The following is a 12,099-nucleotide window of genomic DNA, read 5'->3' as shown; positions in this document are numbered from 1 at the left end:
GGCGGGGAGGGACGGTGCGGGCCCCTCCCCGCCGTGTGGGTGGTGCGTCGGCCCTCGGCTCAGCCGAGACCGCCCTTGATGGCGCCGATCAGCTCGCCGTTGCTGGTGTCACCGGAGAGCTCCCAGAAGAACGCGCCACCGAGGCCCTGGTTGTTCGCGTACGTCATCTTGCCGTTGATGGTCGACGGGGTGTCGTAGCTCCACCAGTTGCTGCCGCACTTGGCGTACGCGGTGCCGGCGATCGTGCCGGTGGCCGGGCAGGTGTTCTTGAGGACCTTGTAGTCCTCGATGCCCGCCTCGTAGGTGCCCGGTGCCGCGCCGGTGGCGCTGCCGCCCGGTGCGGCCTGGGTGACCCCGGTCCAGCCACGGCCGTAGAAGCCGATGCCGAGCAGCAGCTTGTTGGCCGGGATGCCCTTGCTCTTGAGCTTCTGGATCGCGGCGTCGGAGTTGAAGCCCTGCTGCGGGATGCCGGTGTACGAGGTGAGCGGCGAGTGCGGCGCCGTCGGCCCCTGCGCGGCGAAGGCCCCGAAGTAGTCGTAGGTCATCGGCATCAGCCAGTTGAGGTTGCCGATCGCGCCGGCGTAGTCGGTGGCGTCGATCTTGCCGCCGTTGCTGCCGTCCGCGGTGATCGCGGCGGTGACCAGGGCGCTGGACCCGAACCTCGACCGCAGGGCGCTGATCACGTTCTTGAACGCGTTCGGGCCGCTGCTGTCGCAGGTCAGGCCACAGGCGTTCGGGTACTCCCAGTCGACGTCGATGCCGTCGAAGACGTCCGCCCAGCGCGGGTCCTCGACCAGGTTGTAGCAGCTCTCCGCGAAGGCGGCGGGATTCTGCGCGGCCTGGGTGAAGCCGCCGGACCAGGTCCAACCGCCGAACGACCAGATCACCTTGAGGTGCGGGTTCATCTGCTTGAGCTTGCGCAGCTGGTTGAAGCTGCCCCGCAGCGGCTGGTCCCAGGTGTCGGCCACGCCGTCCACGCTGTCCGCGGCCGTGTACGCCTTCTCGTAGTCGGCGTAGCTGTCACCGATCGAGCAGCGACCGCCGGTGGTGTTGCCGAAGGCGTACAGGATGTGGGTCAGCTTGGCGGCCGAGCCGCTGGTCTGGATGTTCTTGACGTGGTAGTTGCGGCCGTACACGCCCCACTCGGCGAAGTAGCCGACGACCTTCTTGCCACCGGTGTTCGGCGGCGGCGTGGTCGGCGGGGTCGTCGTGGGCGGAGTGGTGGTCGGCGGGGTGGTGGTCGGTGGCGTCGTGGTCGGCGGGGTGGTGGTCGGCGGGGTGGTGCCGCCACCGCACGCCGCGCCGTTGATGGTGCAGTTCAGCGGGGCCTTGTACGCGCCGGTGCCGTTGTAGCCCCAGCTGAACGAGGCGCCCGGGGCGATGCCACCGGCCCAGCTCTTCTTGACCGCGACGTAGTGGTTACCGCTGCTGGTGACGTCGGCGTCCCAGGCGCTGCTGATGGTGGTGCCCGACGGCAGGTCGAACTCGATGCGCCAGGTGCTGATGGTGGCACTCGATCCGTTGGTGACGGTCACCCTCGTCTCGTGACCGGTCCCCCAGTCCTGCGCCTTGGTGAAGGTGGTGGTGACCGTGCCGGCGCCGAACGCGGTGGTGACCGGCACCGCTGCGACGGTCACGGCGACCACGGCACCGGCCCAGAGGGCCCGGCGGAGCGATCTTTTCATGAGGCGTCTCCCGAACTGTTAGGAAACTTTCCAAAAGAGATGGTGAGACGGTACTCACGGCGTCATCAATTCGTCAAGATGTCCATGTTTCGATTTCTCCTGGTGCGTGGAGTGCCCTTGCCCGGCCCGTCGGTGGCCGGCGCGTAGCCTCCCCCCATGACCGTCTTCGACATCCCGATCGACGCCCTCAACGGCGGCCCCGCCGACCTGGCCCGTTACCGCGGCAAGGCGTTGCTGATCGTGAACGTGGCCTCCCGTTGCGGCCTCACCCCGCAGTACGCCGGCCTGCAGAAACTCGCCGACCGCTACGCCGATCGCGGCCTGGTGGTGCTCGGTGTGCCGTGCAACCAGTTCGCCGGGCAGGAGCCGGGCAGCGCCGCCGAGATCAGCGAGTTCTGCCAGGTCAACTATGGAGTCACCTTCCCACTGACCGAGAAGGTCGACGTCAACGGCACCGCCCGGCACCCGCTCTACGCCGCGCTTGTGGACACTGCGGACGCCGACGGGCACACCGGGGACGTCCGGTGGAACTTCGAGAAGTTCCTTATCGCCCCGGACGGCACCGTGGCGGCCCGGTTCGCCCCCACTGTCGAGCCCACCGCGGACGAGGTGCGCATCGCCATCGAGAAGACCCTCCCCGCCTGACCCCGGAGCGTGTTGATCAAGAGGTTTGCGTCAATTCAGCGCCCCCTTCTGACGCAAACCTCTTGATCAACACGTCGGAGCCGCCGTCGCTGACCGGCATGAGCAGTACGTTGGGCAGGACGGGCTCGACAGCCGGCGGAGCAGCGCCGGCTGGCGCAGGACAGCCGGCGGGGCGCTGACAACGGGTCGCGGGGCGCTGGCGTGTCGGTCCGGCGCAGCCGGGTAGCCCGAAATACCCATCACGTCGGTGGGGAATGCGGCACGGGCGGGCGGAGTTGGGGACGAGCATGACAACTGTGGGACTGATCGGCAGCGGCCACATCGGCGGCACCGTCGCACGACTGGCCGTCGACGCCGGCTACGACGTGGTGCTGAGCAACTCGCGAGGCCCGGAGACCCTCACCGACCTGGTCGACGCCCTCGGCGGGCACGCCAGCGCCGGCACGGCGGAGGACGCGGCGCGCGTGGGCGACCTGGTGGTGGTCAGCGTGCCGCTGAAGGCATACCGCGCGGTGCCCGTGGAGCCGCTGGCCGGCAAGGTCGTCATCGACACCAACAACTACTACCCGCAGCGCGACGGGAACCTTCCGGAGCTGGACAGCGGCGAGACCACCAGCAGCGAACTGCTCCAGCGACACCTACCGGAGTCGCGGGTGGTCAAGGTCTTCAACAACATCTACTTCGCGGCCCTGGCCGCGCTGGCCCGGCCGACAGGTGCGGCCGACCGCAGCGCCCTCGCCATCGCCGGTGACGACGAGGCCGCGAAGGCCGAGGTGACGGCCTTCCTCGACCGGATCGGCTACGACGCCGTCGACGTGGGCTCCCTCGCCGAGGGATGGCGCTACCAGCCCGACACCCCGGCGTACGGCACGCTCTACTCCGCCTCGCCGACCGACTGGCAGCACCCGGCCCCGGGCGGCGCCGACGAGTTGCGCGCCGCTCTGGCCGCCGCCACCCGCTGAGCGCCGCCGCCACCCTCACGACGGTCGCCTACCGGGTGGCCGTCCGGAGGGCGGCGGCGAGTTCGTCGTCGTAGCTCGCGAGCGGTCGACCGTTCGAGGCGTACGCGACGAGTCGCCCCTGCGCCATGCTCGCCGAACGGAACGAGAACGTGCGGCTCCCCGGGTACGCGTCGAGCAGCGGAATGACCCGGGGCGGCCCGCCCGGGGCGGAGAAGTATTCCAGTCGGGTCACCTGTGCGGAGACCACACCGTTGACCCGCACCTTGGTCTTCTCGGCCCGGGTGCCGAAGGTGACCGGCGCGTCGGTGCCGTAGGCGGCGCACTCGACCGGGCCACGGCAGACGAAGAAGTATCGCGGGTTGACCACGTCATCGAGGGCGTAGGCCTTGAAGGTCGGATCCGCACCGGCGGGCAACGGCTGCACCGCGAAGAACGCGACAGCCACCGTGGCGGTCACGCCCACCCGCAACCATCCCCGTCCGCCCGCCGCCCGGCGGTGCGTTCGAGTGGCGGCGACCGCGACGCCACCGAAGCCGACCAGGCACAGCACGCCCACCCCGATCGCGCGGGCGTTCTCGAAGAGGAACTGCACCCCCGGCCGTGTCGACACCGGGCCGAGAACCGCACCCAGCGAGACGACCATCGCGGCGAGCAGCGCTCCCCCGGCTGCCCGCTGGGTGACGCCGGACGCGCCGATCAGCAGCATGGCGGCGAGCACCGGCCACACCTGGTGGTGGGTCCAGGACACCGGGGACGCGGCGACGGTGGCGCAGCCGACGAGCACCGCCGCGTGCCCGGGGCGGCCCTGTCGCGTCAACTGTCGCGCCCGCAGCAGCGCCGCCGCACAGACGAGCGTCACCAGGGCGGCCCAGAGCACCGGCAACGTCGTCTCGGCCACGCCGACGCGCAGCAGCATCCCGTGCACCGACTGGTTGCCCAGCGACGCCAGGTTGCCGATCCGCGAGGTCTGCCGCACCGCCTCGGTCCAGTACGTCCAACTCTCGCCGGGCAGCACGATCCCGGCGACCACCGCGCACGCCAGGAACGTCGCCACCGCCCGGCCCGCGTCGCGGTAGCGGCCCGTGGCGAGGAAGTAGACGACGAACAGCAACGGGGTCAGCTTGATCGCCGACGCGACCCCGACCAGGATCCCGCGCAGCCGGGGCGGGACCAGGCCCATCCCGTCGAGCAGGGCCATCAGCACGATGAAGATGCTGACCTGACCGAAGCGCAGGTTGCTCTGCACCGGTGCGGAGAGCATCAGCACCGTGGCCGCGACCGCCACCACGAGCGGCCGCCGGGACTGCCGGGTGGTCAACGCGACACCGACCGCCCCGGCGACGGCGACGACCGCCGCGCAGGTCGCCACCAGCCAGATCCCCTGGAGTACGCCCTCACTCACGACGGTGATCGGACCCAGCACGAGTGCCGCGAACGGCGGATAGGTGAACGGGCCCCCGTTCTCCGCCGCGTACTCGTACAGCGGCCGGCCGGCACGCAGGTCGGTCAGCGCCCCGTAGTAGATGTGCAGGTCGGAGAGGCGGTCCGGTCGACTCAGGACGAGCACACAGGACACCAGCGCGACGACGACGAAGGTCGCCCACACCAGCGCCACCCGGCGATCCCGCATCGCCCGAGAATAGGCGACCGGCGTGGTCCCGGTGGGCCCGGTCACGGCCGGCGTGGGGCTTCAGCGGGGTCAGGTCGTGGGGTCGGGCGTCGGCTCTTCCGCGACGCCGGCCATCCGGTGCGCCAGTTCGACGCGCAGCCGGTGGAGGTTCGGCGTGACGGCGACCACTGACAGGTGGACCTCCTGCGAGTTCCGCCCGCGCGCCCGGTTCCACACGCCCACCCGACCCCAATCCCAGCGGTCCAGCACCGGCCGGGTCCGATCCCGATCGGCGATGTCGACGATCAGGGTCGGGCTGATCCGGCCGCGTACCTCGGCTCGGGTCAGATCGGCCCAGTCGACCTGCACCGTCCCGCCGGCAGGCAGGGTCAGTTCGAGGAAGTCGCGGGTCAGCCGAATTGGCAGCCCACCTTGATGTCGCAGTTGCACGGGGTAGCGGATCGCCGCCAGCAGAAGTATCGGCCCGTGCGGAAGCGGGTGGTACCAGGCGTTGCCGAACGCGACGCTGAGCAACGCGAAGGCCGGCAGGACCACAAGTCCCGCGCAGGCCACCCGGGCCAGCACCCGCCAGCGGGATCGTCGGAACCAGGTGTCGCCTGCATCGACCTTCGTCACCACTGCTGTTCAGTAGCCACACGTGAGCGAACGCAAACGCCCACTTCTGCCCCCGGAAGAACGGCTTTCCCGGGTGGGCGCCGACTCGTAGCCTCGGCCGATGGGGACGACGAGCACACCGGCGTACGACGCCCACGCGGACTGGTACGAGGGCTACATCTCCGGCAGCGGCGACTACCTGCGGCGGGTGCACGCGACCGTGGCGGACCTGCTCGGCGCGGGCGAGGGTCGCTGCCTCGACATCTGCTGCGGCACCGGTGCGCACGCTCCGGTGCTGACTGGTCTGGGTTGGACGCCGGTGGGCGTGGACCTGTCCGGCGGGCAGTTGCGGCACGCGCGAGGACGGTTGCCGGCGGCCAGGGGTGACGCGGGTGCCCTGCCGGTCGCCGACGCGTCGCTGCCGGCCGCGATGTGCGTGCTGGCCAGCACCGACCTGCCCGACTACCCGGCAGTGCTGCGCGAGGTCGCCCGGGTGCTGCGTCCCGGCGGGCGGTTCGTCCACATGGGTGTGCACCCGTGTTTCGTGGGCGCGTTCGCCGACTGGAGTAAGCATCCGCGTGTCGTCGTCGACGCCCGGTACGCCGATCGGTCGCACAGCTTCGACAGTTGGAACGTCACCGGCGTACGGGTACGGGTGGGTGCCTGGCACATCCCCATCTCCGACCTTGTCAACGCGACAGTGGACGCCGGCCTCCGACTGGTCCGGGTCGTCGAGGCGGGCCGGGGCGGAGTCCCGGACCTGCTCGGCCTCCTCGCCATCCGAGATCGGTAGCGGCAGCGGCAAAAACATCGACGTGGCAACTTGCGCCTCAGTCCCGTAAACGGGACCCTGTCTCTGGGTTGTGTCCCGCTCACCGAAAGTGCTTTCCGGAGGCGACATGCACACGCTCCGTACCGTGCCCCGCCGGCTGCTGGCCGGCTCCGGCGCGCTCCTGCTCGGCACCGCCCTCGCTGCCACCGGCGTCCCGGTTCCGGCCGGTGCCGCGACGGCCGTGGACACCGTCGGATACGTCCGGCTCGCCCACCTCTCCCCCGACACCCCGGCCGTCGACGTCTACCTGGCCGCGCCGGGCACCGCGAAACCGCGGGTCTTCCCCGGGGTCGGCTACGGCGTGGTCTCCGACTATCTGGAGCTGGCACCCGGACGGTACGCGGTGGCGATGCGCGAGGCCGGCGCCCCCGCGAGCGATCCCCCGGTGCTCACCACCGAGGTCGCGGTGACCAGCGGTGACGCCTTCACGGTGGCCGGTGTGGGACGGCACGCCGACCTCGGCCTACGGGTGCTCAACGACGACCTCAGCGCCCCCACCGACGGCCGCGCCAAGGTGCGGGTCGTGCAGGCGTCCGTGCGCACCCCGATACTCGACGTGGCCGCCGCCGACGGCCCGAAGATCGCCGACGGGGTGCAGTTCGCGACGACGACCGACTACCAGCAGGTCGAGCCGGGCACGTGGCGGCTGAAGCTGACCGGTGCCGGTGGCCCGAGCACCGACGCGGAGGTGCGCCTCACCGGCGGCGCGGTCTACTCGCTGCTGGTGCTCGACGGCAGGCAGGGCGGGCTCACCGCCGAGCTGCGCCGCGACGCCGAGGGCGGCACCGTCGTCCCCGCCGGTGGGGTGGACACCGGCGCCGGCGGCACCGCCCGCGCCGGGCTCGACGCGTACCCCCTGGTGGCCGGCGGTCTGGCTGCGGCGGCCGGGGTGGTGGCGCTGCTGCTCTGGCGTCGGCGGCGGCGCACCGCCTGGTGAGCGCCGGGCCGGGCCCGTCGATCCGGCGGCACCGCGACCGCCGGGTGCCGCTGGCCGCGCTGCTCGCGGCCGGCGCGGCGGTGGGCCTCGCCGCCGGCACCGGGGTCGGGCTGGCCGACACCGGCCCGGCGCCGCCGGTCGCGAGCTGGCACCCCGGCTGCACCGACGACTGCCCGTCGGTGGCCGCCGCGCCCACCCCACAGGGACCACCCACTCGGGTACGCGTACCGCGCATCGGCGTCGACTCCACGCTCACGGTGCTGGGCCTGGACCAGTCCGGGGTGCTGGTCCCGCCCGCCGACTTCGACACCGCCGGCTGGTACGGCGGCGGTCCGGCACCCGGAGACACCGGCCCGGCCGTGCTCGCCGGGCATCTCGACTCCCGGCGCGGCCCGGCGGTCTTCGCCCGACTCGGCGAGCTGCGGCCCGGCGACCGGGTGGAGGTGTGGCGCGGCGGGCAGCGGTTGGCGTTCCGGGTGACCGGGTCGCTGCGCACCCGCAAGGACCGGTTCCCGACCTCCGTGGTGTACGGGCCGACGCCCAACCCGGAGCTGCGCCTGGTCACCTGCGGGGGTGCCTTCGATCGGCGAAGTGGGCACTACCGGGACAACGTCGTGGTGTTCGCGGTGGCCGAGACACCCGGCCCGGTCCTGCCGAAGCCCGCGACGGGCTGAGCCGCACCGCGCCTGATCCGCGTCAGCGTCGGCGGCGGTCCAGCCCCACCGCGCCTGATCCGCCTCAGCGTCGGCGGCGGAACGAGCCGCACCGGGCTTGATCCACTCGAGGTCGCCGATTTGGCGGTATCCCCGCGCTCGGATACCCCGTTTTCGGCGACCTCGAGTGGATCAAGGCGGGACGGCGGGGCAGGTCGGCGGCAGGGCGCGGCGGGCTGAGCCGCGCCCTGCTAGATCAACACGGGTTCAAGGAGCCCGGGGTGTCCGCCGCGCTCGGATACCGCGCTTTCCGTGAACGCGAGTGGATCAAGGCCGGCAGCGCGGCCGGACACGACGCCAGGGCGGACACGACGCCAGGGCGGACACGACGCCAGGGCGGGTGCGTCAGAGTGGGCGGCGGCCGGCGAAGCCGCACTCGGCCCGGTGGTACCAGCGCACGTCGGAGTCGCCCTCCAGCCAGCACCAGAGCACCGCGCGGCCCTCCCGCTCGCCGGGGAAGTCGAGCAGCACCGGAGCGATGCCCTTGACCTGGATGTCGTGCTGGTGCAACTCGTCGACGACGGCGTGCAGCCGGGCCTCCAGCCCCTTCACCTCGGCCAGCCCGCCGAGGGCACTGACGCCGTGGTCGGCGAGGTCGGCGCGCAGTTCGGCCAGGTCGGCCCGGACCCGGATCAACTCGTCGACGCGCGGTTGCAGCGTGGCCACCAGGTGCCGGGCCTGGGCGAGTGTGAACACCGCGCCAGTATGCGCCACGCCCCGCTCCGCCACGAGCCCGGAACGCTCGGCCGCCCGCACCGCCGCGCGCCCGAAGAGCTCAACCGGCCCGTCCGGAACACCGGATCGGCCCGTCGGCACGCGTTCGGAACACCAGACCGGCCCGCCACGCGCGAAGAAGGCTCAGTCGGCCTGCGCCGCCAGCTCACGGGCGCGGTCGCGGGCGGCCTCCAGCGCGGCGAGCAGCGCGGCGCGTACGCCGTGCTTCTCCAACTCGCGGATGGCGGAGATGGTGGTGCCGGCGGGCGAGGTGACCGCCTCGCGCAGTTTCACCGGGTGCTCGCTGGAGTCGCGCAGCATCACCGCGGACCCGATCGCGGTCTGCACGATCAGCTCGTGGGCCACCTGCCGGGGCAGCCCGAGCAGGATCCCCGCGTCGATCATGGCTTCGACCAGCAGGTAGAAGTAGGCGGGGCCGGAGCCGGAGAGCGCGGTGACGGCGTCCTGCTGCGACTCGGGCACCCGGATCGTCTGACCGAGCGGCTTGAACATCTCCTCGGCCAACGCCAGATGGGCACCGGTGGCGTACGCGCCCGCCGAGATCGCGGTCATGGCCTCGTCGACGAGCGCCGGGGTGTTGGTCATCACCCGGACCACGGGGGTGCCGTCGGGCAGCCGACGGCTGAAGAAGCTGGTGGGCAGGCCGGCGCAGAGCGAGATGACGAGCTTGTCGGCCGGCACCTTGGGGCCGATCTCGTCGAGCAGCGCTGCCGCGTCCTGCGGCTTGACCGAGACCGCGAGCACCGCCGCCTCGTCCACCGCCGTCAGGTTGTCGACCACCCGTACGCCGTAGCGGGCGGTCAGCTCCTCGGCGCGCGCCGGGCGGCGGGCGGTGGCCAGCAGCTTGTCCACGGGCCATCCCGAGCGCAGCAGCCCGGAGAGCATCAGCTCACCGATCTTGCCCGCGCCGATCACCGCGACCGTGTGCACCCCGGCTGACATCTCGGTCGTACCCCCTCGCGTCGGGTCGCGGCGCGGCGGACCCGCAGGCCCGCCGCGCCGCCGACCGTCGATCAGCTGCCGAAGAAGACCTCGGCCTCGGCGTACCGCTCCAGCGGCACGGTCTTCAGCTCGCGGGTCGCCTCGGCGAGGGGCACCCGGACGATGTCGGTGCTCTGCATCGCGACCATCTTGCCCCAGTCGGCCTCGTTGACCGCGTCGATGGCCTGCAGGCCCAGGCGGGTGGCGAGCACCCGGTCGAAGGCGGTCGGGGTGCCACCGCGCTGGATGTGGCCGAGCACCACCGTGCGGGCCTCCTTGCCGGTCTTGGCCTCCAGCTGCTCGGCGAGCCACTGGCCGATGCCGCCGAGGCGGACGTGGCCGAACGCGTCGAGCTCCTGGTTGTGCAGCACCATCTGGCCGTCGAGCGGCTGGGCGCCTTCGGCGACCACGACGATCGGGGCGTACTGGTGCTGGAAGCGCTTCTCGACGTAGCCGGCCACCTGCTCGACGTCGAACTGCCGCTCGGGCAGCAGGATCACGTTGGCGCCGCCGGCCAGGCCGGCGTGCAGGGCGATCCAGCCGGCGTGCCGGCCCATGACCTCGACGACCAGGGTGCGGTGGTGGCTCTCCGCGGTGGTGTGCAGGCGGTCGATGGCCTCCATCGCGATGTTGACCGCGGTGTCGAAGCCGAAGGTGTAGTCGGTGGCGCCGAGGTCGTTGTCGATCGTCTTCGGCACGCCGACGACGTTGACGCCCAGCTCGTGCAGCTTGGTGGCGACGCCGAGGGTGTCCTCGCCGCCGATCGCGATGAGCGCGTCCACGCCCTGCTCGGCGAGGTTGTCCTTGATCCGCTCGACGCCGTTCTCGATCTTGAACGGGTTGGTCCGGGACGAGCCGAGGATGGTGCCGCCGCGGGGCAGGATGCCGCGGACGTCGGCGATGCCCAGCGGGCGGGTCAGACCCTCCAGCGGGCCCTTCCAACCGTCCCGGAAGCCCACGAACTCGTGACCGTAGGTGGCGACACCCTTACGGACCACCGCCCGGATGACCGCATTGAGGCCGGGGCAGTCGCCGCCGCCGGTGAGCACGCCGATACGCATGATCCGTCATCCTCCTGGAGCATCAGGTAAAGCCCGATTTGCCCCAGGGTATGTGTCAGGTCAGACCATCGGCGCCGTTGCCGGCCCGGGGCGGGCCGTCACTGCGAACTGTAGTCGGCCCGCAGGTACGGCGACAGCGCGCCCCGGTGGCGACCCGGCTCAGAAGGTCACCTCGTGGTTCTCGCCGGCCTTCGGTGGGCGGCCGGTGACCGCGGCCTTCGCGTAGCCGAGGAGGTTGACCACCGTGCTGCCCGGCGAGTCCCAGTACTCGGCGGAGGTGGCGTGCACCTTGATCAGCGTGAGGCCCGGGGTGTCCAGCCCGCCGGGGAACCAGGCCTTGAGCAGTGGGTTCCACAGCCGTTCGGCCCGGGCCCGGTCGAGCCCCTCGGTGGCGGTCCCGGAGATCGACACCCAGGCGTGGTGCTTCTGGTCGGAGAAGGCGACGTTGACCTCCGGGTTCACCCGGAGCTGCCGGACCTTGGCGGAGTCGGAGTAGGCGAAGAACCACAGGTCGCCGTCGAACTCGGCCTCCTGGAGCCCCATCGGCCGGCTCACCTGCCGACCGTCCAGAGCGATCGTGGTGAGCATGCAGATCCGAGCGGCCCGGGCCAGCTCGGTGATCCGGGCACGGGATTCCGCGGCGCTGGTCGGCTCGTTGGTCATGGCACTCTCCTCCGCTTCGGTTCGCCGAACCGATGCCCGGGACAGAACCGGTCAAACCTACGGCGGTACGACCGGCGGTCAGCGGGTCGTCATCGCCCGCCAGCGCGCCAGGTTGTGCCGGGCGTCGACCAGAGCGTCGTGCCGGGCGGCGTCCGCCTCCGGCAGGGTGGGCCGACCCCGGTCGTCCCAGAGCTGCCGCAGCTCCTTGGTGTAGCGGGGGATCCTCCGGGGCAGCGCCGGCATCGCGCCCCAGAGCTGGGCGAGCACCACGTGGTCGTACGCGGCGTACCAGGCCCACAGCTCCAACTGCTCCCCCGGCCGGTCCCGGATCGGCTCGACCAGGAAGTCGTACAGGTCGTCGCGGATGCGCTCCCGCGACCGCCAGGCCCGATCCGCCGGGGAGGGCAGCTTGTCCAGGACGTTGCGGCGGACCCAGGGCACGGCGCGGGAGTCGTCGAACTCGGTGGAGACCGCGTAGAACTCGCGGCCGTACTCGTCGACGACACCGATCGAGACGAGGTCGACCGTCGTGCCGTCCTCGATGAACTCGCAGTCGTAGAAGTAGCGGTAGACCATTCCGGCCATCCTCGCCCACCGCCGCGCGACCCCGCCCGGCGGGGGTCCAGCTCGCGACGGTCACGGAAGTGCTTCGAGGGGTGTA

General features: G+C 71.9%; 13 protein-coding genes. 5 read left to right on the top strand and 8 right to left on the bottom strand.

Annotated features, from left to right (window positions below; all coding sequences use genetic code 11):
• Positions 1-59: 59 nt before the first annotated feature.
• The gene (locus O7617_RS20900; RefSeq protein ID WP_282257534.1) at positions 60-1,685 is read right to left on the bottom strand and encodes a glycosyl hydrolase family 18 protein; all 1,626 of its coding nucleotides are present in this window, start codon (positions 1,683-1,685) and stop codon (positions 60-62) included.
• 156 nt (positions 1,686-1,841) lie between these two features.
• On the opposite strand from O7617_RS20900, the gene O7617_RS20895 reads away from it, so the two are divergent.
• On the top strand, positions 1,842-2,330 hold the full coding sequence (locus O7617_RS20895; RefSeq protein ID WP_282257533.1) for a glutathione peroxidase: 489 nt from the start codon (positions 1,842-1,844) through the stop codon (positions 2,328-2,330).
• 287 nt (positions 2,331-2,617) lie between these two features.
• Positions 2,618-3,292 carry an NADPH-dependent F420 reductase gene (locus O7617_RS20890; RefSeq protein WP_282257532.1) on the top strand — a complete coding sequence of 225 codons (675 nt, stop codon included), beginning with the start codon at positions 2,618-2,620 and terminating at the stop codon, positions 3,290-3,292.
• 28 nt (positions 3,293-3,320) lie between these two features.
• Here O7617_RS20890 and O7617_RS20885 read toward each other — a convergent pair whose 3' ends face one another.
• Both O7617_RS20885 and O7617_RS20880 read right to left on the bottom strand, forming a co-directional pair.
• Positions 3,321-4,922: a glycosyltransferase 87 family protein gene (locus tag O7617_RS20885; protein ID WP_282257531.1), complete on the bottom strand. Its 1,602-nt coding sequence runs from the start codon at positions 4,920-4,922 to the stop codon at positions 3,321-3,323.
• Between the two features lie 69 nt (positions 4,923-4,991).
• Entirely contained in the window at positions 4,992-5,537 is a 546-nt protein-coding gene (locus O7617_RS20880) for a hypothetical protein (RefSeq protein ID WP_282257530.1), read from the bottom strand.
• A 100-nt stretch (positions 5,538-5,637) separates the two neighbouring features.
• On the opposite strand from O7617_RS20880, the gene O7617_RS20875 reads away from it, so the two are divergent.
• From O7617_RS20875 to O7617_RS20865, 3 genes are all read left to right on the top strand, one after another.
• A complete protein-coding gene (locus tag O7617_RS20875; RefSeq protein WP_282257529.1) occupies positions 5,638-6,309 on the top strand; it encodes a methyltransferase domain-containing protein in 672 nt (223 codons plus the stop codon).
• Between the two features lie 106 nt (positions 6,310-6,415).
• Positions 6,416-7,285 (top strand): DUF4397 domain-containing protein, encoded by an 870-nt coding sequence (locus tag O7617_RS20870; RefSeq protein ID WP_282257528.1) that lies wholly within the window; start codon positions 6,416-6,418, stop codon positions 7,283-7,285.
• On the top strand, positions 7,282-7,959 hold the full coding sequence (locus O7617_RS20865; RefSeq protein ID WP_282257527.1) for a class F sortase: 678 nt from the start codon (positions 7,282-7,284) through the stop codon (positions 7,957-7,959). Before O7617_RS20870 ends, O7617_RS20865 begins: the two co-directional genes overlap by 4 nt.
• A 384-nt stretch (positions 7,960-8,343) precedes the next feature.
• Here the strand turns inward: O7617_RS20865 and O7617_RS20860 are convergent, their stop codons facing one another.
• From O7617_RS20860 to O7617_RS20840, 5 genes are all read right to left on the bottom strand, one after another.
• Positions 8,344-8,694 (bottom strand): DUF2203 domain-containing protein, encoded by a 351-nt coding sequence (locus tag O7617_RS20860; protein WP_088988371.1) that lies wholly within the window; start codon positions 8,692-8,694, stop codon positions 8,344-8,346.
• A 162-nt stretch (positions 8,695-8,856) separates the two neighbouring features.
• Positions 8,857-9,675 carry a pyrroline-5-carboxylate reductase gene (gene proC / locus O7617_RS20855; RefSeq protein WP_088988370.1) on the bottom strand — a complete coding sequence of 273 codons (819 nt, stop codon included), beginning with the start codon at positions 9,673-9,675 and terminating at the stop codon, positions 8,857-8,859.
• Between the two features lie 71 nt (positions 9,676-9,746).
• Positions 9,747-10,775, bottom strand: coding sequence for a 6-phosphofructokinase (locus O7617_RS20850; protein ID WP_282257526.1), 1,029 nt, complete (start codon positions 10,773-10,775; stop codon positions 9,747-9,749).
• A 159-nt stretch (positions 10,776-10,934) separates the two neighbouring features.
• On the bottom strand, positions 10,935-11,438 hold the full coding sequence (locus O7617_RS20845; RefSeq protein WP_282257525.1) for a pyridoxamine 5'-phosphate oxidase family protein: 504 nt from the start codon (positions 11,436-11,438) through the stop codon (positions 10,935-10,937).
• A gap of 78 nt (positions 11,439-11,516) precedes the next feature.
• Entirely contained in the window at positions 11,517-12,014 is a 498-nt protein-coding gene (locus O7617_RS20840; RefSeq protein WP_282264816.1) for a polyadenylate-specific 3'-exoribonuclease AS, read from the bottom strand.
• Positions 12,015-12,099: the final 85 nt, after the last annotated feature.

This window comes from Micromonospora sp. WMMD1155 (assembly GCF_029581275.1).
GTDB lineage: Bacteria > Actinomycetota > Actinomycetes > Mycobacteriales > Micromonosporaceae > Micromonospora.
Note: the sequence above shows the minus strand (reverse complement) of the source record. Positions and strands in the feature narration are given on the sequence as shown.

Excerpts from the sequence above, each read along its gene's own strand:
- O7617_RS20900 (WP_282257534.1), bottom strand. The coding sequence starts at position 1,685 with ATGAAAAGATCGCTCCGCCGGGCCCTCTGGGCCGGTGCCGTGGTCGCC.
- O7617_RS20895 (WP_282257533.1), top strand. The coding sequence starts at position 1,842 with ATGACCGTCTTCGACATCCCGATCGACGCCCTCAACGGCGGCCCCGCC.
- O7617_RS20890 (WP_282257532.1), top strand. The coding sequence starts at position 2,618 with ATGACAACTGTGGGACTGATCGGCAGCGGCCACATCGGCGGCACCGTC.
- O7617_RS20885 (WP_282257531.1), bottom strand. The coding sequence starts at position 4,922 with ATGCGGGATCGCCGGGTGGCGCTGGTGTGGGCGACCTTCGTCGTCGTC.
- O7617_RS20875 (WP_282257529.1), top strand. The coding sequence starts at position 5,638 with ATGGGGACGACGAGCACACCGGCGTACGACGCCCACGCGGACTGGTAC.
- O7617_RS20870 (WP_282257528.1), top strand. The coding sequence starts at position 6,416 with ATGCACACGCTCCGTACCGTGCCCCGCCGGCTGCTGGCCGGCTCCGGC.
- proC (WP_088988370.1), bottom strand. The coding sequence starts at position 9,675 with ATGTCAGCCGGGGTGCACACGGTCGCGGTGATCGGCGCGGGCAAGATC.
- O7617_RS20850 (WP_282257526.1), bottom strand. The coding sequence starts at position 10,775 with ATGCGTATCGGCGTGCTCACCGGCGGCGGCGACTGCCCCGGCCTCAAT.
- O7617_RS20845 (WP_282257525.1), bottom strand. The coding sequence starts at position 11,438 with ATGACCAACGAGCCGACCAGCGCCGCGGAATCCCGTGCCCGGATCACC.
- O7617_RS20840 (WP_282264816.1), bottom strand. The coding sequence starts at position 12,014 with ATGGTCTACCGCTACTTCTACGACTGCGAGTTCATCGAGGACGGCACG.